General features: G+C 29.9%; 31 protein-coding genes. 19 read left to right on the top strand and 12 right to left on the bottom strand.

From position 1 onward, the window contains the following. The first annotated feature begins 30 nt into the window (after nucleotides 1-30). The 15 genes from ACNI28_RS01605 (at nucleotide 31) to ACNI28_RS01675 (ending at nucleotide 14,219) form a co-directional block, all read left to right on the top strand. Complete coding sequence (locus ACNI28_RS01605) at nucleotides 31-822, top strand: SCO family protein (RefSeq protein WP_419765120.1); 792 nt, start codon at nucleotides 31-33, stop codon at nucleotides 820-822. After that, a complete protein-coding gene (locus tag ACNI28_RS01610; protein WP_419765121.1) occupies nucleotides 812-2,485 on the top strand; it encodes a cytochrome c oxidase subunit I in 1,674 nt (557 codons plus the stop codon). The genes ACNI28_RS01605 and ACNI28_RS01610 overlap by 11 nt, the downstream gene beginning before the upstream one ends. Next, nucleotides 2,475-3,143 (top strand): cytochrome c oxidase subunit 3, encoded by a 669-nt coding sequence (locus tag ACNI28_RS01615; protein WP_419765122.1) that lies wholly within the window; start codon nucleotides 2,475-2,477, stop codon nucleotides 3,141-3,143. Before ACNI28_RS01610 ends, ACNI28_RS01615 begins: the two co-directional genes overlap by 11 nt. Next, nucleotides 3,140-3,463: a cytochrome C oxidase subunit IV family protein gene (locus ACNI28_RS01620; RefSeq protein WP_419765123.1), complete on the top strand. Its 324-nt coding sequence runs from the start codon at nucleotides 3,140-3,142 to the stop codon at nucleotides 3,461-3,463. Before ACNI28_RS01615 ends, ACNI28_RS01620 begins: the two co-directional genes overlap by 4 nt. A 1-nt stretch (nucleotide 3,464) precedes the next feature. Continuing rightward, nucleotides 3,465-4,733, top strand: coding sequence for a cytochrome c oxidase subunit II (coxB, locus tag ACNI28_RS01625; RefSeq protein ID WP_419765124.1), 1,269 nt, complete (start codon nucleotides 3,465-3,467; stop codon nucleotides 4,731-4,733). A gap of 7 nt (nucleotides 4,734-4,740) precedes the next feature. Beyond that, a complete protein-coding gene (locus ACNI28_RS01630) occupies nucleotides 4,741-5,589 on the top strand; it encodes a protoheme IX farnesyltransferase (protein ID WP_419765125.1) in 849 nt (282 codons plus the stop codon). 38 nt (nucleotides 5,590-5,627) lie between these two features. After that, nucleotides 5,628-7,337, top strand: a complete 1,710-nt coding sequence (locus tag ACNI28_RS01635) for an ABC transporter ATP-binding protein (RefSeq protein WP_419765126.1) — start codon at nucleotides 5,628-5,630, stop codon at nucleotides 7,335-7,337. Between the two features lie 56 nt (nucleotides 7,338-7,393). After that, nucleotides 7,394-8,455: a quinone-dependent dihydroorotate dehydrogenase gene (locus ACNI28_RS01640; RefSeq protein ID WP_419765127.1), complete on the top strand. Its 1,062-nt coding sequence runs from the start codon at nucleotides 7,394-7,396 to the stop codon at nucleotides 8,453-8,455. A 70-nt stretch (nucleotides 8,456-8,525) separates the two neighbouring features. After that, a complete protein-coding gene (locus ACNI28_RS01645) occupies nucleotides 8,526-9,806 on the top strand; it encodes a M16 family metallopeptidase (protein ID WP_419765128.1) in 1,281 nt (426 codons plus the stop codon). After that, nucleotides 9,787-10,251: a globin domain-containing protein gene (locus ACNI28_RS01650; RefSeq protein WP_419765129.1), complete on the top strand. Its 465-nt coding sequence runs from the start codon at nucleotides 9,787-9,789 to the stop codon at nucleotides 10,249-10,251. Before ACNI28_RS01645 ends, ACNI28_RS01650 begins: the two co-directional genes overlap by 20 nt. A 9-nt stretch (nucleotides 10,252-10,260) precedes the next feature. Further along, nucleotides 10,261-11,148, top strand: coding sequence for a 4-hydroxy-tetrahydrodipicolinate synthase (gene dapA, locus ACNI28_RS01655; protein WP_419765130.1), 888 nt, complete (start codon nucleotides 10,261-10,263; stop codon nucleotides 11,146-11,148). Further along, entirely contained in the window at nucleotides 11,148-11,927 is a 780-nt protein-coding gene (locus ACNI28_RS01660) for an enoyl-ACP reductase (RefSeq protein WP_419765131.1), read from the top strand. Before dapA ends, ACNI28_RS01660 begins: the two co-directional genes overlap by 1 nt. After that, complete coding sequence (pgsA, locus tag ACNI28_RS01665; RefSeq protein WP_419765132.1) at nucleotides 11,927-12,469, top strand: CDP-diacylglycerol--glycerol-3-phosphate 3-phosphatidyltransferase; 543 nt, start codon at nucleotides 11,927-11,929, stop codon at nucleotides 12,467-12,469. Before ACNI28_RS01660 ends, pgsA begins: the two co-directional genes overlap by 1 nt. A gap of 8 nt (nucleotides 12,470-12,477) precedes the next feature. Further along, nucleotides 12,478-13,530 carry an RIP metalloprotease RseP gene (rseP, locus tag ACNI28_RS01670; protein ID WP_419765133.1) on the top strand — a complete coding sequence of 351 codons (1,053 nt, stop codon included), beginning with the start codon at nucleotides 12,478-12,480 and terminating at the stop codon, nucleotides 13,528-13,530. A gap of 8 nt (nucleotides 13,531-13,538) precedes the next feature. Next, nucleotides 13,539-14,219 (top strand): YggS family pyridoxal phosphate-dependent enzyme, encoded by a 681-nt coding sequence (locus tag ACNI28_RS01675; RefSeq protein WP_419765134.1) that lies wholly within the window; start codon nucleotides 13,539-13,541, stop codon nucleotides 14,217-14,219. A gap of 19 nt (nucleotides 14,220-14,238) precedes the next feature. Here ACNI28_RS01675 and ACNI28_RS01680 read toward each other — a convergent pair whose 3' ends face one another. The 6 genes from ACNI28_RS01680 to ACNI28_RS01705 form a co-directional block, all read right to left on the bottom strand. After that, on the bottom strand, nucleotides 14,239-14,775 hold the full coding sequence (locus ACNI28_RS01680) for a hypothetical protein (protein ID WP_419765135.1): 537 nt from the start codon (nucleotides 14,773-14,775) through the stop codon (nucleotides 14,239-14,241). Between the two features lie 81 nt (nucleotides 14,776-14,856). Next, nucleotides 14,857-15,564, bottom strand: coding sequence for a ZIP family metal transporter (locus ACNI28_RS01685; protein ID WP_419765136.1), 708 nt, complete (start codon nucleotides 15,562-15,564; stop codon nucleotides 14,857-14,859). A gap of 1 nt (nucleotide 15,565) precedes the next feature. Next, on the bottom strand, nucleotides 15,566-16,357 hold the full coding sequence (trpC, locus tag ACNI28_RS01690) for an indole-3-glycerol phosphate synthase TrpC (RefSeq protein WP_419765137.1): 792 nt from the start codon (nucleotides 16,355-16,357) through the stop codon (nucleotides 15,566-15,568). Further along, nucleotides 16,354-17,607: a tetratricopeptide repeat protein gene (locus tag ACNI28_RS01695; RefSeq protein WP_419765138.1), complete on the bottom strand. Its 1,254-nt coding sequence runs from the start codon at nucleotides 17,605-17,607 to the stop codon at nucleotides 16,354-16,356. The genes trpC and ACNI28_RS01695 overlap by 4 nt, the downstream gene beginning before the upstream one ends. Beyond that, nucleotides 17,583-17,966, bottom strand: a complete 384-nt coding sequence (locus ACNI28_RS01700; RefSeq protein ID WP_419765139.1) for a YkgJ family cysteine cluster protein — start codon at nucleotides 17,964-17,966, stop codon at nucleotides 17,583-17,585. The genes ACNI28_RS01695 and ACNI28_RS01700 overlap by 25 nt, the downstream gene beginning before the upstream one ends. Further along, nucleotides 17,963-18,673: a tRNA1(Val) (adenine(37)-N6)-methyltransferase gene (locus ACNI28_RS01705; protein WP_419765141.1), complete on the bottom strand. Its 711-nt coding sequence runs from the start codon at nucleotides 18,671-18,673 to the stop codon at nucleotides 17,963-17,965. Before ACNI28_RS01705 ends, ACNI28_RS01700 begins: the two co-directional genes overlap by 4 nt. 152 nt (nucleotides 18,674-18,825) lie before the next feature. Here ACNI28_RS01705 and ACNI28_RS01710 point away from each other — a divergent pair, with 152 nt between their 5' ends. The 4 genes from ACNI28_RS01710 to ACNI28_RS01725 are packed head-to-tail and all read left to right on the top strand — an operon-like array spanning nucleotide 18,826 to nucleotide 21,675. Then, nucleotides 18,826-19,140, top strand: coding sequence for a 4Fe-4S binding protein (locus ACNI28_RS01710; protein ID WP_419765142.1), 315 nt, complete (start codon nucleotides 18,826-18,828; stop codon nucleotides 19,138-19,140). 2 nt (nucleotides 19,141-19,142) lie between these two features. Beyond that, nucleotides 19,143-20,273 carry a 2-oxoglutarate synthase subunit alpha gene (locus ACNI28_RS01715; RefSeq protein ID WP_419765143.1) on the top strand — a complete coding sequence of 377 codons (1,131 nt, stop codon included), beginning with the start codon at nucleotides 19,143-19,145 and terminating at the stop codon, nucleotides 20,271-20,273. A 1-nt stretch (nucleotide 20,274) separates the two neighbouring features. Continuing rightward, nucleotides 20,275-21,108, top strand: a complete 834-nt coding sequence (locus ACNI28_RS01720; RefSeq protein ID WP_419765144.1) for a 2-oxoglutarate ferredoxin oxidoreductase subunit beta — start codon at nucleotides 20,275-20,277, stop codon at nucleotides 21,106-21,108. Nucleotides 21,109-21,117: 9 nt separating this feature from the next. Beyond that, nucleotides 21,118-21,675, top strand: a complete 558-nt coding sequence (locus ACNI28_RS01725; RefSeq protein WP_419765145.1) for a 2-oxoglutarate:acceptor oxidoreductase subunit OorC — start codon at nucleotides 21,118-21,120, stop codon at nucleotides 21,673-21,675. A 43-nt stretch (nucleotides 21,676-21,718) separates the two neighbouring features. Here the strand turns inward: ACNI28_RS01725 and ACNI28_RS01730 are convergent, their stop codons facing one another. From ACNI28_RS01730 to rpe, 6 genes are all read right to left on the bottom strand, one after another. After that, nucleotides 21,719-22,249, bottom strand: a complete 531-nt coding sequence (locus ACNI28_RS01730) for a hypothetical protein (RefSeq protein ID WP_419765146.1) — start codon at nucleotides 22,247-22,249, stop codon at nucleotides 21,719-21,721. Further along, nucleotides 22,246-22,575: an ArsR family transcriptional regulator gene (locus ACNI28_RS01735; protein ID WP_419765147.1), complete on the bottom strand. Its 330-nt coding sequence runs from the start codon at nucleotides 22,573-22,575 to the stop codon at nucleotides 22,246-22,248. The genes ACNI28_RS01730 and ACNI28_RS01735 overlap by 4 nt, the downstream gene beginning before the upstream one ends. A 321-nt stretch (nucleotides 22,576-22,896) precedes the next feature. Next, entirely contained in the window at nucleotides 22,897-23,439 is a 543-nt protein-coding gene (locus ACNI28_RS01740) for an HD domain-containing protein (RefSeq protein ID WP_419765148.1), read from the bottom strand. Next, nucleotides 23,439-24,260, bottom strand: a complete 822-nt coding sequence (locus tag ACNI28_RS01745; protein ID WP_419765149.1) for a 3'-5' exonuclease — start codon at nucleotides 24,258-24,260, stop codon at nucleotides 23,439-23,441. Before ACNI28_RS01745 ends, ACNI28_RS01740 begins: the two co-directional genes overlap by 1 nt. After that, nucleotides 24,250-24,840: a phosphoribosylanthranilate isomerase gene (locus ACNI28_RS01750; RefSeq protein WP_419765150.1), complete on the bottom strand. Its 591-nt coding sequence runs from the start codon at nucleotides 24,838-24,840 to the stop codon at nucleotides 24,250-24,252. Before ACNI28_RS01750 ends, ACNI28_RS01745 begins: the two co-directional genes overlap by 11 nt. A 3-nt stretch (nucleotides 24,841-24,843) precedes the next feature. Then, nucleotides 24,844-25,485 carry a ribulose-phosphate 3-epimerase gene (gene rpe / locus ACNI28_RS01755; RefSeq protein ID WP_419765151.1) on the bottom strand — a complete coding sequence of 214 codons (642 nt, stop codon included), beginning with the start codon at nucleotides 25,483-25,485 and terminating at the stop codon, nucleotides 24,844-24,846. Nucleotides 25,486-25,506 lie beyond the last annotated feature (21 nt).

A 25,506-nucleotide genomic window follows, 5' to 3' on the forward strand; every position in this document is an offset into this window, starting at 1 on the left:
ATTACTTAAACTAAATAGCAAGGGTTTTCTATGTTATTAAGATTATGTTTATTATTTCTCACTTTAGTCTCTCTTTCAATCGCCACACAAATAAATAATAATGAACAACAAATAGGTGTATATGAACATCTTGGTAATACAATCCCTCTCAATCTAACTTTTACAGACGAATACAATAAAACAAAAACTCTCAAAGAATTTATCAGAAATAAGCCAACAGTACTAACACTTAATTATTATAGTTGTAAAGCCTTATGTTCACCTCTTTTAACAGGTGTTTCACATGTTTTGAATAAGTTAGACTTAAAACCTTATATCGATTATAATGCCTTAACTATAAGTATAGACCCAAGAGATAATTTTCAAACTGCACTTGCAAAAAAACAAACACATATAAAAATGATAAAAAAACCTTTCCCTCCTCAAACTTGGAGTTTTTTAACAGGAACACAGAAAAATATAAATAAAATCACAGATGCAGTAGGATTTAAATATAAAAAAAGAATAAAAGATGGAGTCATTGATTATCTTCATCCTGGGGTAATTATTGTGATTTCACCTAGTGGAAAGATTTCAAGATATTTAAATGGAGTTGATTATTTACCTTTTGATTTAAAACTTGCTTTACTAGAAGCAAAAGAAGAGAGAACTGGTCCAACAATAGCAAAAACTCTATTATTTTGTTTTGCTTATGATGCAAAGAGTAAAACCTATGTTTTCCAAGCAGAAAAAGTAATAGGTATCCTTATGTTTTTGATTGTTGCTATATTTTTTATCTACCTTGTAAAAACTGGTAGAAAACAGGAGAAAGATGATGAATGATTTGACTCAAAAAAGCTTCTATAATGAGACACATACAGTATTTGGTCATCATGAAAATAAGATTTTACAATGGATTTTTTCAATAGATCATAAAAGAATAGCACTATTATACCTTGCTGTTATGATGGCTTTTTTTATAGTAGCAATATTTATAGCCTTATCTATGAGAATGGAACTCTTCTCCCCTGGTCAACAAATCATGGAACCAAATACCTACAATCAAGCCTTTACTCTACATGGTACAATTATGATATTTTTATTTGTAGTACCAGGAATTCCTGCTGTTTTTGGAAACTTTCTACTTCCCCTTTTAATAGGTGCTAGAGATGTCTCTTTTCCAAGATTAAACTTATTATCTTGGTGGCTATATCTTTTGGGAGCAATATTAGCTGTAACCTCTTTATTTGTAGGACAAGGTTTTGCAGATACAGGTTGGACATTTTATGCACCATATAGTGTAAAAACTGGTACAAATGTTATTTTTGCACTAAGTGCAGCATATATTTTAGGACTAGCTTCCATTCTTACAGGGATAAACTTTGTTGTTACTATTCACAGACTAAGAGCACCAGGCATGAACTTTTTCAAAATGCCACTTTTTGTTTGGGGATTATATTCAACAGCATGGATTCAAATACTTGCAACTCCTGTTATTGGAATCACCTTAATCTTAGTAATTTTAGAGCGAACATTAGGTATTGGTATCTTTGACCCGTCCAAAGGTGGAGATCCTATTCTTTATGAACATCTTTTTTGGATATATTCTCATCCCGCAGTTTATCTTATGATTTTGCCAGCTTTTGGAGTGGTATCAGAGATTCTTCCTACATTTTGTAGAAGAACTATTTTTGGATATAGATCAATCGCAGTTTCCTCCGCAATGATTGCTATTATTGGGTATTTAGTTTGGGGACATCACCTTTTTACTTCTGGTATGAGTGAATGGACAAAAATAATATTTTCTTTTTTAACATTTTTTGTTGCTATTCCCACAGGAATAAAGTTTTTTGACTGGGTTGCAACCATGTACAAAGCTTCAATTATATTCTCAACACCTATGCTTTGGGTAATTGGGACAATTATCACATTTGCTATAGGTGGACTAACAGGTATCACACTTGTAACACTTGGAGTTGATATACATCTGCATGATACATACTTTGTTGTTGCACATTTTCACTATACTATTTTTGGTGGTGTTGTATTTATGCTTTTTGCAGCTATGCACTATTGGTTTCCAAAATTTACGGGGAAAATGTATGATGAAACTAAAGCAAAAATAGCCTTTGCAGGTATTTTTATAGGATTTAATACCTTATGGTTTCCTATGTTTTTAGCTGGGGCATTAGGAATGCCAAGACGATATTTTGATTATCTACCTGAATTTACTATCTATCATAGAGTTGCAGGTGTGGGAGCAGTTATAACAGTTACTAGTATTTTATTTATGCTTTATGTACTTTATAAAGGAGTAAAAAATGGGAAACCTGCTGGAAATAACCCATGGAATTCCACAACACTAGAGTGGCAAATAAGCTCACCCCCTCCTTTAGAAAACTTCAAACATATCCCTTATGTAGACTTTGACCCATATGAGTATGAAAATGGTAAGCCAAAAAGAGACCTGAGCAAAATTATACAAGGAGAAGGCAATGAACAATGATAATCCTGAAATTGTATATGATAAAGAGGGAAATCCTCATGAAGTAGTTGACTTCAATAATGATAATGTAGGTTCAAAACTTGGTTTTTGGCTTTTTTTATTTACTGAGCTTATGCTTTTTGGGGCAATGTTTTTAGTATTTTCTTTTTTCTTTTATAGATTTACTGATGATTTTGTAATAGCTTCAAGTCATTTACACCTAACTTTAGGTGGAATTAATACTGTTGTTTTACTTATAAGTACTTATTTTATGGGAATGGCTTCTTTAAATATGAAACTAAATAATATAGATAAATCAAAGAAAATGATTTATATCACAATTTTATTATCTATTATTTTTCTAGCAATAAAATATTTTGAGTGGATGGCAGAGATTCAAAATGGTATTTATCCAAACTCAGAAGCTTTAAATGAACTTGCAAAGGGTGAAATACTATTTTTTGGTCTATATTTTACAATGACAGGTTTTCATGGCCTTCATATTATTGTAGGTATTGGTGTGATGTTATGGGCAATAAAACTAATAAACAATAAAAAAATAAATGCTAGTAAAAGTATAGTTCTAGAAAATATTGCTCTGTATTGGGACTTAGTCCATCTTGTTTGGGTATTTTTATTTCCACTATTTTATATGATATCTTTTGGAGGTACACAATGAGGGATGTAGTAAGCCATGAAATGACAGCACAAAAGTATATTAAAGTATTTATAGTATTAGTTGTTTTGACAGCTTTAACATTTTTACAGCCATTTATTTTGCCAAGTAATGTTTCAAATACAGTACTGTTGCAACTTTTAATTTCATGTTTAAAAACTGTTCTTATTGTAAGTTATTATATGCACCTAAAATATGAAACTACTCTGTTTAGATATATTGTATTATTTGCAGTAGTTACACTTGGAATATTTTTTGTAATAACAGCAACAGATGCAATATTTAGAAATGAAACATTTGATATGTTTCAAGTAGGAGACTAATATGTTAGAAGGAATGGAAGGTGTTTCAAGCTATGCAGCCGATGTAGATAGAGCCTTTTTAATTGTAAATGTAATTACACTTTTTCTTTTTGTGGTAACAATTGGTTCTATGCTATATTTTGTATATAGATATAAAGCTAGCAAAAATCCTCCTGAAAATGCCAAGAATATTGAACACTATACTCCAATAGAAATAATATGGACTGTTGTTCCAACTATTTTACTTGGAATTGTATTTTATTTTGGATTAGATAGCCTAAGAGCTCAAAGAACGATGCCTAATGATAATGATTCTATTGTTGTAAAAGTTATAGGACAAAGATGGTCTTGGAATTTTGAATATGAAAATGGCAAAAAAAGTTCCTTTTTAATGATTCCTGCAAATAAAAATATCAAACTAAAAATGACTGCTCCTGTAAATGATGTTTTACATAGCTTTTATGTACCGGCATTTAGAGCAAAAGAGGATGTAGTTCCAGGTCAAATAACACAGCTTTGGTTTAATATTAACAAAAAAGGCAAATATGATATACAATGTGCTGAATATTGCGGGATGAGACACTCATATATGCTTTCACATGTAGAAGTTGTAGATGAAGATAAATATAATGAATGGTTAAATCCAAAAGTTGAAAAAGAAGAAAATAGCAAATCAAAAGGTGAAGAACTATTCTCCCAGCATGCCTGCGTAGGATGTCACTCAATGGATGGCTCAATTTTAGTTGGCCCCTCACTTAAAGATATTTACAATAAAAAAGAGATAGTAGTTACAGATTCAAAAAAAAGAGAAATAATTGTTGATGATGAGTATCTAAAAAACTCTATATTAGATGCAAATAAAGATATTGTAGAAGGTTTTACTCCAAATCTAATGCCTAATTTTGAAGGAGTATTAAGTGAAGATGATGTCAAAGAGCTTATCAAATATATAAAAGGAACAGATGATAATAGTGATAAAACAAAAGAAGAACAAAAAATAAGTGGAAAAGAACTAGTTCAAAATAATGGTTGTATAGGCTGTCACTCTCTTGATGGAAGTAAGCTTGTAGGTCCGAGTTTTAAAGGTATTTATGGAAGAGTTCAAAAAATCACTATAAATAATAGTTTAAAAGAGATAATAGTAGATGATGAGTATCTTAAAAGTTCAATATTAAAACCAAATGAAGCAATAGTTGAAGGGTATTATGCAGGGGTTATGCCCTCTTTTGAAAACGTCTTAAGTGATAAAGAGATTGAAGCAATTATTAAATATTTAAAAACTATAAAATAGGAACAATATGTCTATAAACTTAAAAGATTTTTTAATCTTAACAAAATTTAATTTATCATTTGCAGTAACTCTTTCTTCTGTTTTCTCTTTTATTCTTGTAAAAGAGAAAATAAGCTTTGAGATAATATCTCCATTAATAGGAGTTTTACTTTTAGCACTTGGAGTTAGTGCCTTAAATCAATACCAAGAGTATCTTGATGATGCAAAAATGACAAGGACCCAAAATAGACCAATTGCATCAGGTAAGATTAGCCCAAATGAAGGCTTAGTTATCTCTTTAGGCTTAATTTTATTATCTTATATAACTATATTCTTTAGTCTAAATTATATTGGTATTATAATTTTTACAAGCGTAATAATTTTATATAACTTCGTATATACAAAAACAAAAAAAACAACTGTTTATGCTGCAGTTTATGGTGCAATATTAGGAGTCATTCCTCCTCTTATTGGCTGGTTAGCTGGGGGTGGAGAGATTACTGATATTAGATTTTTCGCAATTGGACTATTTTATTTAGTTTGGCAAATACCACATTTTTGGCTTTTGATATTAAAGTATCACAAGCAGTATGAAAATGCTGGTTTTAATACAGTTGCAAATACTTTTGGCATACAAAGATTAGAAAGAATAACTTTTATTTGGTTACTTTTAACAATAATTTGTGGTCTGTTTGTAGTTGCTTTATTTCCTATAAAATCAAATATACTATTTTTACTAATTTTTTTATTAGTCGTTTATACTTTTTATTCTATTTTTCTACTTAGAAAAAAGCATAATTACTTAAAAGTTTTTATTGCTATAAACATCTATATTACACTACTTATGCTCTTATTAGTAATCAATATTTTGTTATGAAGTAATATTTAGATATAATCCTAGATTTTAGGAGAAATATGAACGAATTTTTAAAACAATATATACCTTATTATAAAAATTATATTTTAAAGTTTTTTTACGCTTTTATTGGTATGGTACTAGTTGCAGCAGGTACAAGTGGTAGTGCTTATGTCATCAAACCACTACTTGATGAAATATTCATAGCAAAAGATGCTCACATGCTACAAGTTCTTCCATTTATTGTTATAGCCCTTTATTTTGCCAAAGGTTTTGGAGGTTATATTCAGGCCTACTATATCTCTTATATTGGACAAGATATTGTTAGAATAGTTAGAGATAAACTCTTAGCTCACGTTTTAACACTTGATATTGATTTTTTTCAAAAAAGACATGGTGGGGAGCTTATATCTCGTATTACTAATGATATAAATAGAATTCAAGCAGCAGTATCAAATCAAATTGCAGAATTTATTAGGGAGAGTTTAACAATAGTTGCTTTGGTTGGTGTTGTTATATATCAAAGTCCAGAGTTGGCATTTTATGGCTTAGTTGTACTTCCTATGGCTATATATCCATTAACTGTATTAGCTAAAAAGATGAAAAAGCTATCTTTTAGATCTCAAGAGTCAAATTCTGATATCACTGCTAATTTAAGTGAAACATTTAATAATATAGAGATAATCAAAGCAAACTCAACAGAGTTTATTGAAGCAAAAAAATTTGCAGCTCACAATAAAAATTTTTTTCACATAAATATAAAAGCTGTCAAAACAAATGAACTGGTATCTCCAATAATGGAGACATTAGGTTCAATTGCAGTTGCAGTTGTAATAGTTGTAGGTGGACATAAAGTTATTGGTGGAGAGTTAAGTGTTGGTTCATTTTTCTCTTTTATGACAGCACTTTTTATGCTTTATACTCCAATAAAAAGGTTATCAAGCCTATACAATAAAATGCAAGATGCCCTAGCTGCAAATGAAAGAGTTAATGAAATATTTAATACAAAAGCAACTATTTTATCAGGGAAAGACTCCTTTCCAACAAAAATCCAATCTCTTGAATTTAAAAATACCAAACTACAATATGATGGGTTTACTGCTTTAGAAAATATCAATTTAAAAGCTTCAAGGGGTGAAAAAATAGCTCTTGTAGGTGATAGTGGAGGTGGAAAATCTTCCTTAGTAAATTTGATTATTAGATTTTATGAAATTAGTGAAGGTGAAATACTTTTTAATGACAAATGCATAAGAAATATAGATATTAAATCACTTAGAGAACAAATATCAATTGTAACCCAAAGAGTATATATCTTCAATGATACAATTGCTGCAAATGTTGCTTATGGACATGAAATTGACGAACAAAGAGTAATCGATGTACTTAAACAAGCACACGCATATAAATTTGTAGATTCACTTGAAAATGGGATTCAAACAAAGCTTGATGAATTTGGTACAAACCTAAGTGGTGGTCAGCGACAAAGGATAGCGATAGCTAGAGCTTTATATAAAAACCCTCAAATATTGATTTTAGATGAAGCAACATCAGCACTTGATAATGAAAGTGAATCAATTATTTCAGAAGTAATTGATGAAGTAAGTAAAGATAAAATCACTTTTGTAATTGCACATAGGTTAAGCACAATCAAAAGTGCTGATAAAATAGCAGTATTCAAAGGTGGAAAAATTGTTTGTCAAGGAACTGAATATGAATTATTATCAAATTGTGACGAATATAAGAGACTTCACAATTTAGCAAATATCTAATAAAGAAATATTTACAAAATTTTAGATAAAATACCAAAATATATAAAAGGAACAATTTGTTTAACTACAACACATTAAAAAAACTATTATTTAATTTTGAACCAGAAACAGCACATAATATTGCTGAATTTGGATTGACAAAATTACCTTATTGTAGAACACTTAATAATTATATGGTTAATAAAAATTTTGTAATTGATCATAGATTATCTCAAAATATTTTAGGAATGAATTTTAAAAATCCTGTTGGTTTAGCAGCTGGTTTTGATAAAAATGCAACTATGATTGAATCTATGATGGCTTTAGGTTTTGGTTTTACTGAAATTGGAACTATGACACCTCGTGCACAAGATGGAAATCTAAAGCCACGAATGTTTAGATATCCAGAACAAAAAACAGTACAAAATGCTATGGGTTTTAATAACAAAGGTTCGTATGATGTGGCTAAAAACCTTAGAAAGGTTTTTCCTTATGTAATACCAGTTGGTGCTAATATTGGTAAAAATAAAACAACACCTGAAGATATGGCACTGAGTGATTATAAGGTTTTAATAAATAAGTTTAAAGATATTAGTGATTATATTGTGATTAATATATCTAGTCCAAATACACCAAATCTTAGAGATTTACAAAATGAAAAGTTTATCACTGAGCTTTTTTCTATGGCAAAAGAGTTAACACAAAAACCAATATTTTTAAAAATAGCTCCTGATATGGAAGCTAAGGTTGCAATTGATTTATGTAAAACTGCTGTAAAAGCAGGAGCAGCTGGAATTATTGCTACAAATACAACTATTGATTATGATTTACTTCCAGGGTGTCAAAGCTTTGGGGGATTAAGTGGTGCAGTTTTATCACAAAAATCATATGAACTTTTTAAAGAGTTAGCCCATGAACTTTATGGAAAAACAATTTTAATCTCAGTTGGAGGAATATCAACACCTGAAGATGCGTATAGAAGAATCAAAGCAGGAGCTTCATTAGTTCAAGCATATTCAGGACTAATTTTTGAAGGTCCAGCTATGGTTAAAAAGATAAATGAAGGAATGTTAAAACTTCTTGAAGAAGATGGTTTTACAAATATAGCCCAAGCTGTTGGCGCTGATTTAAAAAAATAAAAAAGGTTAAGAAGTGATTAAATTGATATTGATACAATTCTCACTTTTATTTATATTTGCAGGAGAATTAATGAGTAATAGTCTACCAAAATATTTTACAAAAACTTTAGACAATGGATTACAAATAGTAGCTATTCCCATGGACAATGGGTCAAATGTCGTATCTACTGATATCTTTTATAAAGTTGGGAGTAGAAATGAGGTTATGGGGAAAAGTGGTATAGCACACATGCTTGAACACCTAAATTTCAAATCAACTAAAAATCTAGAAGCTGGTGAATTTGATGAGATAGTAAAAGGTTTTGGTGGAGTTAATAATGCTTCAACTTCTTTTGATTATACACACTATTATATCAAATCAAGCTCTAAAAATATGGGTAAATCTCTAAGTCTTTTTGCTGATTTAATGGAAAACTTAACTTTAAAAAATAAAGAGTTTCAACCCGAACGTGATGTAGTGGCAGAAGAGAGACGATGGAGAACAGATAATAATCCAATGGGATATTTACAATTTAGACTTTTCAATAACGCATATATCTACCACCCATACCATTGGACACCTATTGGATTTATGAGTGATATTAAAAATTGGACAATAACAGATATTAGAGATTTTCATAGCACTTATTATCAACCTAAAAATGCCATAGTAGTGATTGCAGGAGATATAAATAAAGATGATGTTTTCAAATTAGTTAAAAAACACTTTAAAGATATAAAAAATAAAAAAGATATCCCAACAACTGTACATATGACAGAACCAAAAATTGATGGGGCAAAAAGAGCAATAGTTAAAAAAGATTCTCAAGTAGAGATGTTAGCTATGTCATATCATATACCTAATTTTGAACACAAAGATCAAACAGCTCTATCGGCATTAAGTGAGCTTTTAAGTTCAGGGAAAAGTTCTATTTTGCAAAAGAAACTTGTTGATGAAAAAAGATTGGTAAACTCTATTTATGCCTATAATGTTGAACTAAAAGATCCAGGTCTCTTCTTATTTGTAGCCGTGTGTAACGAAGGCGTGGAAGCACAAGCTGTTGAAAAAGAGATTTTGAGTATAATTGAACAAATCAAAGAAGGGAAAATCCTAGAAGAAGATTTAGAAAAGATAAAAATCAATACAAAAGCTGATTTTATTTTTTCACTTGATAGTTCTAGTTCTGTTGCATCTTTATATGGAAGTTATTTTGTAAGAGATAATGTTAAACCTCTTTTTTCATATGAAGAAAACATACAAAAACTAAAGTTAAAAGATATTGTAAAAGTTGCAAAGAAATATTTACAAGAAGATAACTCAACAACTTTAATTTTAAAAAAGGATGATAAAGGTGGAGTACAAGATAACTAAAACAAAATTTGGTCAAAAACCTAGTTTTGATTTACCAAGTCCTTTATTTTATGAAGAGTTGGGTGAAGATGGTTTAGTTAAATTATTTAATGATTTTTATGATTTATTAATTGATAGTGATATCTCTAACTTTTTTCCACAAGATGAAAAAGAGTTAGCAAAAGTTAAATCTCACAATGTAAAGTTTTTTATTGAAGCTTGTGGTGGTCCCAAGTATTATACCCAAGCAGTAGGTCACTTTGATATGATAAAGGCACATGAGCCCTTTTCAATTACAGAAAAAGCAAGAACTGAGTGGTTAGGTTGTATGCAAGAAATTTTAGCAAATGTTGATATTTCACAAGAAGCAAAGAAAAGTTTTTGGAACTATCTAGAAACATTTTCAAAACATACGGTAAATGTTGATACAGGTCTAAAATTACCAGAAGATATAGTAAAAGTTTAAAGGAAAAGAATGAATATAATAACAGGTTCAATGACAGCACTAATTACCCCTTTCAAAAATGGGAAACTCGATACTAACTGCTATGAGTATTTAATAAAAAGACAAATTGCTCAAGGAATGGATGCAGTTGTTCCAGTAGGAACTACAGGAGAGAGTGCAACTCTATCACATAGTGAACATAAAGAGTGTATAGAAATTGCAGTTGCAGTTTGTAAAGAAACAAATGTAAAAGTAATAGCAGGTGCTGGTTCAAATGCAACACATGAAGCTTGTGATATAGCAAAACATGCACAAACTGTTGGTGCAAATGGAATATTATCTGTTGCACCATATTATAATAAACCTATGCAAGAAGGTCTATATGAACACTATAAAGCAATTGCAAATTCAGTTGAAATACCAGTTATGCTTTATAATGTTCCCGGAAGAACAGGAGTTGATATTGAAGCAGATACAGCAATAAAACTTTTTGATGATATAAAAAATATCTATGCTATAAAAGAAGCAACAGGAAGCTTAGAGCGAGCAATTGAACTAAATTCAAAAAGAGAAGACTTTTGTGTAGTTTCGGGGGATGATGCTATTGATTTTCCAATGTTAGCAAATGGTGGAAAAGGTATTATTTCAGTAACTGCAAATTTACTTCCAAATTATAAAAGTAAATTAGTAAAATCTGTATTCGAAGGTGATTATGATACCGCAAGAGCTATAAACAATGAGCTATATGCTTTAAATAAAGTAATGTTCTGTGAGAGTAATCCAATACCTATAAAAGCTGCTATGTATATTGCAGGATTAATGGATACATTAGAATATAGATTACCACTTACTAAACCAAGTGCAGAAAATATGAAAAAAATAGAAGATGTAATTAAAAACTATGAGGTAATAAAATAATGAGTAGCCAAATGAAGGGTAAAACACTAGTAATATCTGGTGGAACAAAAGGTATTGGAAAAGAGTGTGTTTATAAATTTGCAAGCAATGGTATAAATGTTGCTTTTACATATAATTCAAACCAACAATTTGCAGAAGACATCTGTAAAGATGTTGAAGAAAAATTTGGTGTAAAATGTAAAGCATATCCATTCAATATCCTAGAACCAGAAAAATACAAAGAACTATTTTTAGAAATAGATAAAGATTTTGATAGAGTAGATTTCTTTATTTCAAATGCTATGATTTATGGTAGAGCTGTTGTTGGTGGATATGGAAAATTTATGAAACTAAAACCAAGAGGACTAAATAATATCTATACTGCAACTGTAAATGCTTTTGTTTGTGGAGCACAACAAGCTGCAAAAAGAATGGAAAAAATTGGTGGTGGTTCAATAGTTAGCTTAAGTAGTACAGGAAACTTAGTCTATATAGAAAATTATTCAGGACATGGAACAAACAAAGCTGCTGTTGAAGCTATGGTAAGATATGCTGCTACTGAGTTAGGTGCTATGAATATTAGAGTAAATGCAGTATCAGGTGGTCCTATAGATACTGATGCACTTAAAGCATTTACAAACTATGAAGAAGTTAAACAAAAAACTGCAGAATTATCAGCTTTAAATAGAATTGGACAACCACAAGACTTGGCACAATCTTGTTATTTCTTATGTACTAATGATGCATCATGGATTACAGGTCACACTTTAATCGTAGATGGTGGGACAACTTTTAGATAATGTCAAAAGCACTAAATCTTCCAAATTTACTTGCTCTTTTAAGAATAGCATTAGCTCCGCTAATGCTTTGGTTTTTAGTTGGTAGAGATTCAAGTTTCTTTTCATCTTGGCACCCTAGCTGGCTAGACTATTTTGCTGGACTAATCTTTGTAATAGCTTCAGTTACAGATTTTTTTGATGGCTATATAGCACGTTCTTGGAATCAGATTACAAAACTAGGTGGAATTCTAGACCCTCTAGCTGATAAGATGCTTATGCTTGCAGGTTTTTTAGGTCTTATGGTAATAGATAGAGCCTCTGCATGGGCTGTATTTTTGATTCTTTCGCGTGAATTTTTTATCACAGGACTTAGAGTTGTTGCAGTTGCAGAAGGTAAAAATGTTGCCTCAACAATGGCCGGAAAAATAAAAACTGTAATTCAAATGATTGCCATAGGTTTTTTGATCATGAATTGGCCTTTTGCAACTGAACTTTTATGGGTAGCTGTAATATTAACAATATATTCAGGATATGAATATATAAGAGACTATTTTAAAAACTAAGGATATTTTTGGGTACTATAACTTTTCTACTGGTTCTTTCTTTCTTAGTCTTCTTCCATGAACTAGGACATTTTTTAGCAGCTCGATATTTTGGAATAAAAGTTGAAGTTTTTTCTATTGGTTTTGGGAAAAAAATTTTTTCTAAAAAATGGATGGGAACAAATTGGCAATTTGCAATAATTCCACTTGGTGGTTATGTAAAAATGAAAGGTCAAGATGATACGAAACCTGGTTTACAAGAAGCAGGAAATGATTCATACAATAACAAAAAACCTTGGCAAAGAATTATCATACTTTTTGCTGGTCCCTTTGCAAACTTTATTCTTGCTGCAATTTTATATTTTGCAATTGCTCTACTTGGAGCAAATGCATTAAGTCCAACTATTGGACAAGTTGTAGTTGACTCTCCAGCCCATAAGGCTGGATTAAAAGTAAATGATGAAATTTTAAGAATAAATAACAGTGACGTAAAACAGTGGAAAGATATTGGTAAACATATCATAAATTCGCAAGGTGCATTAAAGTTTTATATTAAAAGAGATGGGGTAATTATTAGCAAAGTAATAAGACCTCATATTAGTGATAGTGAAAATATTTTTAAAGAGAAAATTAAAAAAAGAATGATTGGTATTGCTCCAGCTCCAAAAATAGTGACGTTAAATATGACTCCTATTGAATCTTTAGTTTTTGCCTATGACACAACAATAGAATCATCAAAAATGATTTTTAAGGGTGTTCAAAAACTAATTCAAGGAGTAATTCCTAGTAGTGAAGTTGGTGGAGTTATAACAATAGGAAAAGTTATCTCTGATGCAAGTCAATCAAGTATTATTGCACTTTTAACAATTACAGCACTAATTTCAGTGAATTTAGGAGTTTTAAACCTTCTTCCAATACCAGCTCTTGATGGTGGACATATTATGTTTAACCTTTATGAAATCATTACAAGAAGAAAACCAAGTGATAAGGCATTTTTGTACTTAACAGTAGCAGGATGGGTAATCCTAGGTTCACTTATGTTTTTAGGTATCTATAATGATATCAATAGATTATTAAAGTAGGAGAATAGATGTTAACAAAAGAGTTAGCTGTAGAGAATTTAGATAGCGTAATAGAGAAAGTTGAAGCTGCAAGACTTCAAGTTTCACATCATCACATAGTAAAAATAATAGCTATTAGTAAATATAGCCAAGCCCAAGAAATAGCAACTTTATATAACGCAGGGCAAAGAGCTTATGGAGAAAATAAAGTACAAGACTTAAAAGAAAAAATAGAAAAACTTGAAGAGTTACCTTTAGAGTGGCACTTTGTAGGAAGACTTCAAAAAAATAAAATAAATAATCTAATTGATTTAAACCCCACTTTAATCCAATCTCTTGATTCTCTTGATTTGGCACTTGAATTAAATAAAAAACTTGAAGCAAAAAATAAAAAAATAAGTGCACTACTTCAAATTAATTCAGCCTATGAAGAGTCAAAAGCTGGTGTTATGCCAGAAGTTGCAATTAATACTTATAAAGAGATAATTGATTCTTGCCCAAACATTAGATTAAGAGGTGTGATGAGTATAGGTGCCCATGTTGAAGATGAAGATGTAATTAAAAAATCTTTTGAAACAACTAAGAAAATCTTTGATGAACTTCAACCTTTAGGTGCAAAATATTGTTCTATGGGAATGAGTGGAGATTTTGAGCTGGCTATTACCTGTGGTTCAAATATGATTCGTGTAGGTTCAAGTCTTTTTAAATAGACTTTTTTCTACACCTCTTCTACTTGATTGTTTGAAATGATTTAATTACACATTTTATTCTATTTTCAATATCACTTCCATCTTGCTTCATATAATCAGTTTGTATTTTATAAACTGTTTCATTATCTAAAATAAACTCAAAAACTAAATACCCTGCATATAGTTTTGAATCTTGATGCTTTTTGTTTTTATCATCTTTATCATTTTCATATATATAATAGTCTACAAGAACTTTTTTATCAGTTTTTATAATATTTTCTATATAAATATTTCTTTGTAAAATATCATTTGCTCTTTTCACATCAAAAAACTCTTTTAGACGAGTAGGCATAAAAACTGAATATTTTATACTAGATTTTACTTTATAATTTTTTGAAAAAAATAGTTTTTGAGCTTTTGATATTTTTTCTAAATTATAAATAGACTCAAAGGTTACAGTTTGTTTTTGACAAATAACTCTTTTAGACTTGATGTTTTTTTTGCTTATATTTGCATATATTCCATATGTAAAAAACAAAACTATTGAAATAATTATAAATAATAATATCTTATTCAAAGAAGTCCTTTTAGTGGCAATTTATTAAGGAGTATATTGAATAATATATAAGACTAATGTTAAAAAAATTATAAGTATTACTTATAGTATTGCTTCACCTAGCATACCAATAATAAAACCAATATTTACACCAATAGCAATTAGTTTTCTTTTTTTATAGTGCAATAAAGGTGCAATATCTTGAAAAATAATATACATAATTCCACCTGCAGAAAAGAGCATCAAAGATGATGTGATTTTCTCATGGGTATCTAAAAAGTAATATCCTAACAAAGAGAATAATAGCCCCATAAAACTTAAAACAAATAGTTGAAAAAGAGCTTTATATTTTGAGTGGTTTAACTTTCTAAGTTCCACATAGGAGTTGAAGGATTCAGGTAGATTTTGTAAAGCAATAAAAATAGATAACAAGATGCCAGTTTTATAATCATAAACAAAAACCGCACCCAAAGCTACAGATTCAGGTATAAAATCCAATAACATAGCTATTAACTGTGGTATTTTTAATCTATTTTTTTCAATAAACTTATCAAAATAGTAAAAACTAATTCCACCAAGTATAAAAAGAGTTGTACTAAATAAAATAGGTAGTTCTTTCATTCCTTTAGGAACTAAAACAAAAGAGATTGCTGATAGCATAATACCTGTAGCAAATGATATAAGATAATGAACAATAAGTTCTTTTATATCTTTATTATGTACCCTATTTTCAAAATAACAAGAAAGTAATCCACCAATAAATACAGTACTTCCAGCTAACAATGAAAATAGAATAATTTGAGAAAGCATCTTAATTCAATGAATTTTTGAACTTTTTCAACTCTTCTTCAATACTTGGAACTCTCATAAAATGTTCACCAATTAGAAATGCATCTGCTCCTATTTGGCTTAAATGTTTTATTATTTCAATATTACTTACTCCACTTTCTGCAACTATAATTTTACCATTTGGAATCATTGGTATTAGCTTTTCACAAAGGGTCATATCCATTTCCATAGTTTCAAGGTTTCTGTGGTTGATTCCTACAATATGTGCTCCACATTTCATGGCTTTTGTTAAATCTTCTTTATCATGAACTTCAACTAAAACTTCTAATCCTAAATGAAGTGCATACTCATATAACTCTTTTAAATCTTTTGTGGATAAACTTTTTGCAATAAGAAGTATAAAGTCAGCTCCATAAACTAAAGCCTCTACTATTTGATATTTATCTAAAATAAAATCTTTTCTTAATAAGGGAGTAGAAACATATCTTCTTATTTGAGTTAAATACTCTAAATTTCCTTGAAAATAGTGAGGCTCTGTTAATACTGAAATAGCATTTGCTCCATTTTTTGAGTACTCTTGGGCTATAAATATAGGATCAAAATCCTCTTTTATAACTCCTTTACTAGGACTTGCTTTTTTAACCTCAGCAATGATTCTAATTGGTTCTTCTTTAGTTGATGTAAGATAAGGCTTTACATCCCTTGGGGCATATGGATTAGAACTTAAACTTCTTCCAAGTAATTCAAGTGGCAAATCTTTTTTTCTTTTTTCCACATCTTCTAAAGTTCTTCTATTTATCTCATCTAAAATCATTTTTTACTACACTCCTTAATTTTCTTCCAATGAAACTTAATCTCACTTTCGTTTAGACCTACTTCATCAACAACTTTTTTCATAAACTTATAAGCCTCTGCACAATTTCCTAACTTATAATTAGCCCAAGCCTTTGAATCTAAATATGCTATATTGTTAGGAGCTTTTTCTAATGCACTTTCAACATACTTAAGACCTTTTTTAACATCAATATCATAGTCAATTAACAAATACCCTAAATAGTTTTGATAGACATGACTATCTAATACAGTTAATACATCATTAAACTTTTTAATAACAGTATTTAGTACTTTTTTCTTATTCTTTGCTGTCTCAAACTCTAAAATAGCTATTTGAGCAAGAAAATCAATATTACCATCTTCTTTATATAGTTTTCTCACTAATTTCAAAGCTTTTAGTGGCTGATTAGTTCTTTTATATAGATTGACTAATTTTACATTATCTATTTTTTCTTTTTCTAAAAAAGCTATTGCTTCATTGATATCTTTTTTTTCTATATATGTTATCAAAAGGTTATATGTTTTATTTGCCATATCTTTATTTCCAGCATCTCTATTATTTTGATATGAGCGTTTTAATACAGAGATAATACCATCTATATTATTTTGCTCTTGATAAATAGATACTAACTTTGAACAAACAATAGAATCACATCCATATAACCTAACATGAGTTTCAAGATATGCTAAGGCTTCAGCTTTTCTATTTAAGTATGCATATAATATATTTACTAGATTGAAAAGAGTATTTGAGTTATTGTTCATAGAGTATGAAGTCTCAAAATATGAAGCAGCTTTTGTGTACTCTTTTTTTACAAAATAAACATTTGCTAAAACTTCATAGTTTAGTGCAGTCTTATATTCACTTAAAAGTTTTTGAGCAACACTCAATGCTTTATCTGTCCTATTTAAGTTAAGTAAAGAGACACAATAGATTCTTGTTATTAATTCTTGTTTATCTATATCTTTTTCTAAATGACTTGGCGCTTTTTTTACTATATCATTAAAGTTACCAGTTGCAAGGGATGCTCTTAAATATTTTATAAAGTATTCATAATTATCTGTATTCTCAAAAAGTTTTTCATATAGAGCTCTTGCTTCATTTGTTTTATCTTGTTTCTCATACTCTAAGGCATATAAAATATATAAATCTTCATTGAAGTTCGCCTCTTTAGCAAATAAAGAAGAAATAAATATAAATATAACTAAATATCTTTTATAGCAGGACACTCTTCTTTTACCTCTTTAACTCTATTTTTAAAATAATCCCAAAAAGGGAAAGTTCTGCATTGTTTTGGTCTAGCCTCATAAATAGAACACTGTTTCTTTTCTAAATCAAAAAAAATACATGCATAATTATCTTCTGATAATTTTCTCTCATTTATAGAGTAGTTGTACCCTACTCTTCTTAAATAATTGTGTAGCAAATCTTCTAACTCTATATTTAGATGTTTTGCCAACTCTTCACGTTCACTTTTAGCTATCCAAATATAACCACTCTCACCTATGCAGCAATTACCTTCACAAGCATCGCAAGCTTTTGGATTAAAGCCATAAGTAAAACCATCTTGTTTTATTATTTCATTCATATTTCAACTTTTATACTATGAGTTGAAGATATTTTATAAATATCTTCAACCTCATTTGTAAAATCTTCCCCATCAAAAACGATGAGTGGACTTAAGACTTTCATCAAAGATTTTGAATTTTTTCTTGCATAAATTAAAACCAAAGTGGCATCTTTTCCTAGCTTTGGATGTACAAATTGTATTGACTCTATATTAAACTTAAACTCATTTAAAGTTAACATAATATCATTTAACTGCTTAACATCATAGCAGAAGAAAAACTTACCATTTTGATTTAATATTTTTGAAGTTTTTGATATAAAATCAACTAAAGGCATAGAGTCATTATATCTTGCTATTTTTATATTTTCATTTTCACTTTTTACTACACTACTATGATAAAAAGGAGGATTTGATACACATATATCAAATGACTTATCAAAATTTATCTCTTGATACTTTCCTTTATATATTTTTGAATCTATTTTATTGTTTTTAGAGTTTATTTTAGTTAGTTCTTGAAACTTCTCTTGAAGTTCACATTGATTTAGGTTTAGCTTTAGATTATCCCTTGCAACTAGAAGTCCAAGTATTCCACTACCACTGCCTATATCTAAAAGTTCACCTTTTACATTTTTAAAGATTTTTAAATTAGTATTTATAAAATGATGTAGAAAATGCGTATCACTGTTGTAACAATATCCATTATTGGGTTGATATAGAAGCAAAAATAGCCTTTTTAATTTTTGATATTGTACTAAAAACTCTCTAATAATATTTTGAAACTATTATTCAATTTATATAAAGATTTAGTCTTTATTAGATATTATTTTTAAATATTATTTAATATTTTTTTTTAATAGAAATAAAAGGAGATAAAATGAATGCAAAGGAAACTCCACAAAATGTTCCTGTATCCATAGATACAAAAAGATGCAAAGCTTGTGATATTTGTGCTTCCGTTTGTCCAGCAGGAGTTCTTGCAATGGCTTATGACTCTACTTCGACTCTTGGCTCAAAAGTTAGTATTATTTCTGAAGAGACATGTATTGGCTGCTGTGATTGTGAACTTGCTTGTCCAGATTTTGCTATTTCTATAGCAAGTAAACATGAGTTTAATTTTTCAAAACTTACTGAAGAAGCAAAGCAGAAAGCAAGAATACTAAAAGACAACAACTTTAGAATCAAGGATTAATAATGGCAAGAGAAATTATAAGTACAGGAAATGACTTATCAGCAATAGCATCAGTTGATGCAGGATGTGAATTCTTTTCAGGGTATCCTATTACTCCCTCAAGTGAAGTTATGCACACTATTTCTGACCTACTTCCAGCTTCTGGGGGAGCTGCAATACAAATGGAAGATGAGATAGCTGGTATTTGTGCTGCACTTGGTGCATCTATGAGTGGAAAAAGATCACTTACAGCTACAAGTGGACCTGGTATTTCACTAAAAGCTGAAAATATAGGTCTTGGTTTTATAGCAGAAGTTCCACTTGTAATTGTAAATGTTATGAGAGGAGGACCATCTACTGGACTTCCTACCCGTGTTGCCCAAGGTGATATTTTACAAGCAAAAAACCCTACACATGGGGATTATAACTCTATTACCTTATGTGCTGGGAATTTAGCTGAATGTTATACAGAAACTGTGCGAGCTTTTAATCTAGCTGATAGATTTATGCAACCTGTTTTTGTACTTCTTGATGAGACTATAGGACATATGAGTGGAAAAGCAATACTTCCTAGCCTTGAAGAGGTAAAAAAAGGAATTGTTCCAAGAAAAACATTTGAAGGTGACCCAAAAGAATACCAACCTTACAATGTAGCAGATGATCAACCAGCTGTTTTAAACCCTATGTTTAAAGGTTATAAATATCACTATACTGGGCTTCATCATGACTTCAAAGGACATCCTACAGAAGATGAAACTATGTGTTCAAACTTAATAGAGAGACTCTTTAGAAAAGTAGATGCACACCTTGATGAAATAGAATCATATGAAGAGTATGAACTTGAAGATGCTGATATTATGATTATTGCTTATGGTTCTTTATCACTAGCTGCAAAAGAAGCAGTTAATAGACTAAGAGAAGAAGGTATTAAAGTTGGACTTTTTAGACCAATAACACTTTGGCCAAGTCCTGCCAATAAAATAAAAGAGTTGTGTGATAAATTTGAAAAAGTATTAGTTTGTGAACTAAACCTTGGACAATATATTCAAGAAATCCAAAGAGTAAGTGGAAGATTAGAGTTTGAAACAATGTTTAAAGCAAATGGTAGACCCATTGCCCCACTTGAAATAGTAAAAAAAATCAAAGGAATGTAAGATGTCTTTTAATTATGATAAATATTTACGAATAAATAAAATGCCAACGTTATGGTGCTGGGGTTGTGGTGATGGAGTTATATTAAAAGCTTTGATTAGAGCTATTGAACAGCTTGGTTGGGATATGAATGATGTATGTGTTGTATCTGGTATTGGTTGTTCTGGAAGATTTTCTTCATATATGAACTGTAATACAGTTCATACAACACATGGTCGAGCAATAGCCTATGCAACAGGTATCAAAATGGCAAATCCTGATAAACATGTTATTTGTGTAACTGGAGATGGAGATGGTCTTGCAATTGGTGGAAACCATACAATCCATGGATGTAGAAGAAATATAGATATAAATCATATAGTTATAAATAACTTCATTTATGGCTTAACAAACTCTCAAACAAGTCCAACAACTCCACAAGGGATGTGGACTGTTACTATGAAAAGAGGAAATATAGATCCTACTTTTGACCCTTGTGATTTAGCAATAGCAGCAGGTGCATCTTTTGTAGGAAGAGAGAGTGTAAATGAACCTAAAAAGTTAGAAAGACTTTTTTCTAAAGGTTTAAGTCACAATGGATACTCATTTTTTGATATTTTTTCAAACTGTCATATAAACCTTGGAAGAAAAAACAAAATGAACTCTGCAATGGAAAATCTTAATTGGATAGATGAAATAACAGTTGCAAAAAATAAATTTGAGAAACTAAGTGATGAAGAAAAAGTTGGAAAATTTCCAACAGGTGTTCTAAAACAAGATGAAAATGCAGCTGAATACACAGACCTATACGAAAAAGTAAAAACTGCACAAAAAAACAAAACTACTGTAGAGTTATAAGGAAATATAATGAGTAAGATATTGATGAGATTTACAGGTGTTGGTGGTCAAGGTGTACTTCTTGCAGGTGCAATTTTTGCAGCTGCAAAAATCAATGCAGGAGGATATGGTCTAAAAACAGCCACATATACCTCACAAGTAAGAGGAGGAGCAACTGTTGTTGATATAACACTAGACGATAAAGAAATCCTATATCCATACGCAAATGATGGAGAGATAGACTTTATGCTATCAGTTGCCCAAGTCTCATATGATGAGTTTAAAGAGGGTGTAAAAGAAGGTGGAGTAATAGTAATAGAACCAAACCTAGTAAAACCTACCCAAGAAGATAAAAAAAGATGGAAAATCTACGAAATCCCAATCATCACAATAGCAAAAGAAGAAGTAGGAAATGTAATCACCCAATCAGTCCTAGCCCTAGCCATAGCTAACTATATGACAGGAGAGTGTGTAGATAATAAGATTTTGCGAGAAACTATGCTTTCAAAAGTACCAACAAAAGTACATGAGATAAACAATAAAGCCTTTGACTTAGGTTTGGAGTATGCTAGACAAGTGTCTGGCTAAATATTTTTAAGTATGTTAGATACTTGTCTAACATACTACCTTTTTATTTTATAGCTTCTAGAAATATCTTAAACTTATCCAATGATTTCTCTTTTTTAGACCAACGCTCAATCTCTTTTAAATCAATCTTATTTTTTTGAGCTACCCAAATAGCTTGGGACAAGCTTTGTTCATCTTTCCAATGATAATATGCAGCCAATCTATCTTTAATGCAATCAGTTGCACTTAGAAGTTTCAAAGTTCCATATTTAGTTGCTATTTCTTCAATTCTTTCTACTGGTGCATCACCAACTCCAAGTGGGCCAGATGGAAACTCAATAAAAAAAGGAGTTCCTTCATATATAAAATATTTGCCCTCTTCTTTAAAACCTAACTCATCCATCACTGCTTTTATTTTATAGAAAGTGTCATTGTATCTATTTATCAAATCTATATCATAAGAAGTATAATCACCTCTACTATATATCTCAACACAAGAACCACCTGATAAGACTACTTCAATTTTTTTTTCTTCTAGTTTTGTACAAATATAACTTGCCAATTCAGGCATAGACATACTTTTTATATCAATCATAATGGCTTACCTTGTCTTCGAGGTCTTTTTCTTATCATGATTAAAGACTCTTTTAATTCAGGTTTATAAAACTCTCTAGCTTTTAAAAGTAAATTTATAAGTTCTTCTAAAAAAGCATATCTATGATTGAAACTATAAACAACTGTTTTCCCCACTTTTTGACTAACTAATACTCCACCAAACTCCAATCTTTCAAGTTGTTTTTGAACAGGGTCTAAACCAATTTTGTAAAAATCTTTTATCTGAGTGGCATAACCTGATTCATTTGCTAAAATAAATTGTAATACTTGTTCTCTACATTTACTTCCCAATATTGCTTCTAACATATTATCCCTTAACCTATATAATAGTTTATATAACATACATTATATGTTAATATATTTATTTTGTCAATAGAAATTTATAAAAAATAATACTCATAAAAATACATGCAAACAAATTAATTAAAAATTAAGATAAAATTCAAAAATTTATAAAATAACAATAATTATAAATTTAGATAGGAAATTACAAGAAAAGAATCAAGATAAAACTCAGATTTTTGTTCAAATCAAGGCAGACAAAATGTTAATAAAGGAGCATACTTTTAGTATGTGACTGCAATTAATATTGCAGTCGAACGCAGAAATTGTATAAAAAATGAGTTTTTATTTTATGTATGTTCGGTAAGTGTTGATTTTATCTTCCAATCTTTTCGATAAAAATGGATTCGCATTTTTCAAACAGCTAAGTATAAACTTCGATTCTTGAAAATAACTATAAATCTTCTCATTGTCCCAAGATGCTGGTGGTTTTTGTAAGTTTGAAATTCTATCTGCTAATTTTACACATTGTACTGCGTAGTTTTGAGTTAGTATTCTATTTATACTATCAGCCATTTGCTGTTTTTTTGACTCTATTGTTGGGTCTTTTGTTAAGGCTTCTACTCCACTTGCAATCTCATCACCAAACTCTTCAATTAGTTCACTAATAGTTACATTCGTATCTTCTAACACATCATGAAGTAGTGCTACAGATATTGCGAAATCTGCATCTTCTATTTGTACATTACCTTGCTCACAGGCATGCATCATCTCCATTGCAACAGCTGTGAGATGAGTAAGATAAGGCAAACCAAGTGGTGTTTTTTGTTCACCATGTACTTTTGCAGCATAGTTTAGTGCTTTTAGGTATTTTTCTTGTGAAAACATTACTTTTCCTTTTCTTTTTTGTTTTGCCTATGTTTATTGTTTATTATATTATCTGATTTTGAAAAAGCAATTAAATCTTCAGCTGTTATAATTTTTTCAGATAACTTTGATATTGACTCTTTTAAAATATAACTTGTGCTTAAAGCATCACTATAGGCTCTGTGTTGAGTATCTATATTTATATGCAATAAATCCTTTAAAAAATCCAATCCATACCTTTGTGCCTCTATAGTTCTTTTTGCTAAATCAATAGTACAAAGTTTTCTATTTTGTAGTTCACCTAAATTGTATTTCTTAAAGGACTCAGAGATAAATCTATAATCAAACTTGATATCATGGGCAACAAAAACATCATCTTCTAAAAATATCTTAAACTCTTCAAGAACAGTCTTTAAAACAGGAGCATCTTTTAACATAGAGGGAGTTATATTTGTCACTTCTTGAATATAAGGTGGAACATCTTTTGCGTAAACTAGGGATTCATATCTATCTATTATCTGCCCATTTTTAAGCTTAACTGCCCCTATTTCTATAACTTGTCCATTTTTTACATTACTTCCATTTGTCTCAATATCAACTATACAAAAAACTTGTTCAAACAAAGAGTTTTCATTTGTCTTTAAAAATACTTTATCTTCTATTATTTCTAAGGGTAAGCCATTTGAAAGAAGAAGTTCAAGTTCTAAAAAAGCATCATCAAAAAACGTGTGTTTGAGTGACTCAATTAAGATAAGTAGTTCATCTAAACTACTTAATCCTTTTTTTATTTTTGATACAATAATATCACTGTTTGATGGTAAAGTTTGCTTCTTAGATTTCATGGGCAACTTTTATAAAGTCTATCATTTTTTGTCTATCTTTTTTACCTTTACTTTGTTCTACTCCACTGCTAACATCAACACCATAAAAGCCAAAGCCTTTTAACTCAAGTAAGTTTTCAGCTTTTAATCCGCCAGCAATAATTATTTTAGAACAATCAACTTCCTCAAACCAATCAAGAGCTATACGCTTGCCCTCACCTCCAAAACCTGGAACAAAAGCATCTACTAACATAAAGTTATCTTCTATCTCTTCTAAGTCATCTTTTGAAGCTATTCTTTCAACTTTTACATGTTTTATTTCTAAATTATCAAACTCTGTGGTATCTTCGTCATCGATGATTTGTGCTAGTTGCATATGGGCAACTCTACAAATATCATTAATATGTTTTGATGACTCATTTACAAAAAGTCCTACTGTTTGTATAAAAGGAGGAAGTTGCTCAACTATTTTTTTAGCATCAATAGGTCTAATATATCTAGGACTTGGTTCATAAAATACAAATCCTAGAGCATCAGCCCCTGCATTAATAGCATCAATAGCATCATCTAAGTTTGTAATACCACAAATCTTTACACGCATCTTTTATACCTGAAGACTTTTTATAGCTTTTGAATAGTCATCTTGAGAGAAGACAAAAGAACCTGCAACAACAACATCTACTCCTGCAGCTTTAAGTTCATGAATATTTTTATCATTTACTCCACCATCTACTTGAATAAGACAGTTTGGATTTCTTTTATTTATAAGTTCTTTTAGTTTTTTGCTTTTCTCAATAACACTTTTAATAAACTTTTGTCCACCAAAACCAGGATTTACAGACATTAGTAAAACCATATCTAAATCTTCTAATAAGTATTCGATTGACTCAGGAGTTGAGTGTGGATTTAAAACAATCGCTGGTTTTATTCCATAATCTCTTATTTTTTGAATAAGTCTATGGGGGTGTTTTTCACTTTCAATATGAAATGAAATATATTCAGGCTTTAAAGGTGCAAACAAATCTACGAAAAAAGTATTGTTTTCTACCATCAAATGTACATCAAGAGGTTTTGTTGCTATTTTAGCAACAGGATTTACAACAACAGGTCCAAGTGTCATATTTGGCACAAAATGACCATCCATAACGTCCACATGAATCAAATCACAGCCACCATCACAGATTGCAGTAATCTCTTCATTCAATTTCCCAAAATCAGCTGATAGTATCGAAGGAGCAACTAACATAAAAATACCTTTTTCTTTAAT

This window comes from Arcobacter denitrificans (SeqCode), assembly GCF_048571185.1.
GTDB classification, from domain to species: Bacteria; Campylobacterota; Campylobacteria; order Campylobacterales; family Arcobacteraceae; genus Arcobacter; species Arcobacter denitrificans.

Bases quoted from the DNA above. Each gene is read 5' to 3' on its own strand.
- ACNI28_RS01605 (WP_419765120.1), top strand. From the start codon at position 31: ATGTTATTAAGATTATGTTTATTATTTCTCACTTTAGTCTCTCTTTCA.
- ACNI28_RS01610 (WP_419765121.1), top strand. From the start codon at position 812: ATGATGAATGATTTGACTCAAAAAAGCTTCTATAATGAGACACATACA.
- ACNI28_RS01615 (WP_419765122.1), top strand. From the start codon at position 2,475: ATGAACAATGATAATCCTGAAATTGTATATGATAAAGAGGGAAATCCT.
- ACNI28_RS01620 (WP_419765123.1), top strand. From the start codon at position 3,140: ATGAGGGATGTAGTAAGCCATGAAATGACAGCACAAAAGTATATTAAA.
- coxB (WP_419765124.1), top strand. From the start codon at position 3,465: ATGTTAGAAGGAATGGAAGGTGTTTCAAGCTATGCAGCCGATGTAGAT.
- ACNI28_RS01630 (WP_419765125.1), top strand. From the start codon at position 4,741: ATGTCTATAAACTTAAAAGATTTTTTAATCTTAACAAAATTTAATTTA.
- ACNI28_RS01635 (WP_419765126.1), top strand. From the start codon at position 5,628: ATGAACGAATTTTTAAAACAATATATACCTTATTATAAAAATTATATT.
- ACNI28_RS01645 (WP_419765128.1), top strand. From the start codon at position 8,526: ATGAGTAATAGTCTACCAAAATATTTTACAAAAACTTTAGACAATGGA.
- dapA (WP_419765130.1), top strand. From the start codon at position 10,261: ATGAATATAATAACAGGTTCAATGACAGCACTAATTACCCCTTTCAAA.
- ACNI28_RS01660 (WP_419765131.1), top strand. From the start codon at position 11,148: ATGAGTAGCCAAATGAAGGGTAAAACACTAGTAATATCTGGTGGAACA.
- pgsA (WP_419765132.1), top strand. From the start codon at position 11,927: ATGTCAAAAGCACTAAATCTTCCAAATTTACTTGCTCTTTTAAGAATA.
- ACNI28_RS01675 (WP_419765134.1), top strand. From the start codon at position 13,539: ATGTTAACAAAAGAGTTAGCTGTAGAGAATTTAGATAGCGTAATAGAG.
- ACNI28_RS01685 (WP_419765136.1), bottom strand. From the start codon at position 15,564: ATGCTTTCTCAAATTATTCTATTTTCATTGTTAGCTGGAAGTACTGTA.
- trpC (WP_419765137.1), bottom strand. From the start codon at position 16,357: ATGATTTTAGATGAGATAAATAGAAGAACTTTAGAAGATGTGGAAAAA.
- ACNI28_RS01700 (WP_419765139.1), bottom strand. From the start codon at position 17,966: ATGAATGAAATAATAAAACAAGATGGTTTTACTTATGGCTTTAATCCA.
- ACNI28_RS01710 (WP_419765142.1), top strand. From the start codon at position 18,826: ATGAATGCAAAGGAAACTCCACAAAATGTTCCTGTATCCATAGATACA.
- ACNI28_RS01715 (WP_419765143.1), top strand. From the start codon at position 19,143: ATGGCAAGAGAAATTATAAGTACAGGAAATGACTTATCAGCAATAGCA.
- ACNI28_RS01720 (WP_419765144.1), top strand. From the start codon at position 20,275: ATGTCTTTTAATTATGATAAATATTTACGAATAAATAAAATGCCAACG.
- ACNI28_RS01725 (WP_419765145.1), top strand. From the start codon at position 21,118: ATGAGTAAGATATTGATGAGATTTACAGGTGTTGGTGGTCAAGGTGTA.
- ACNI28_RS01730 (WP_419765146.1), bottom strand. From the start codon at position 22,249: ATGATTGATATAAAAAGTATGTCTATGCCTGAATTGGCAAGTTATATT.
- ACNI28_RS01735 (WP_419765147.1), bottom strand. From the start codon at position 22,575: ATGTTAGAAGCAATATTGGGAAGTAAATGTAGAGAACAAGTATTACAA.
- ACNI28_RS01740 (WP_419765148.1), bottom strand. From the start codon at position 23,439: ATGTTTTCACAAGAAAAATACCTAAAAGCACTAAACTATGCTGCAAAA.
- ACNI28_RS01745 (WP_419765149.1), bottom strand. From the start codon at position 24,260: ATGAAATCTAAGAAGCAAACTTTACCATCAAACAGTGATATTATTGTA.
- ACNI28_RS01750 (WP_419765150.1), bottom strand. From the start codon at position 24,840: ATGCGTGTAAAGATTTGTGGTATTACAAACTTAGATGATGCTATTGAT.
- rpe (WP_419765151.1), bottom strand. From the start codon at position 25,485: ATGTTAGTTGCTCCTTCGATACTATCAGCTGATTTTGGGAAATTGAAT.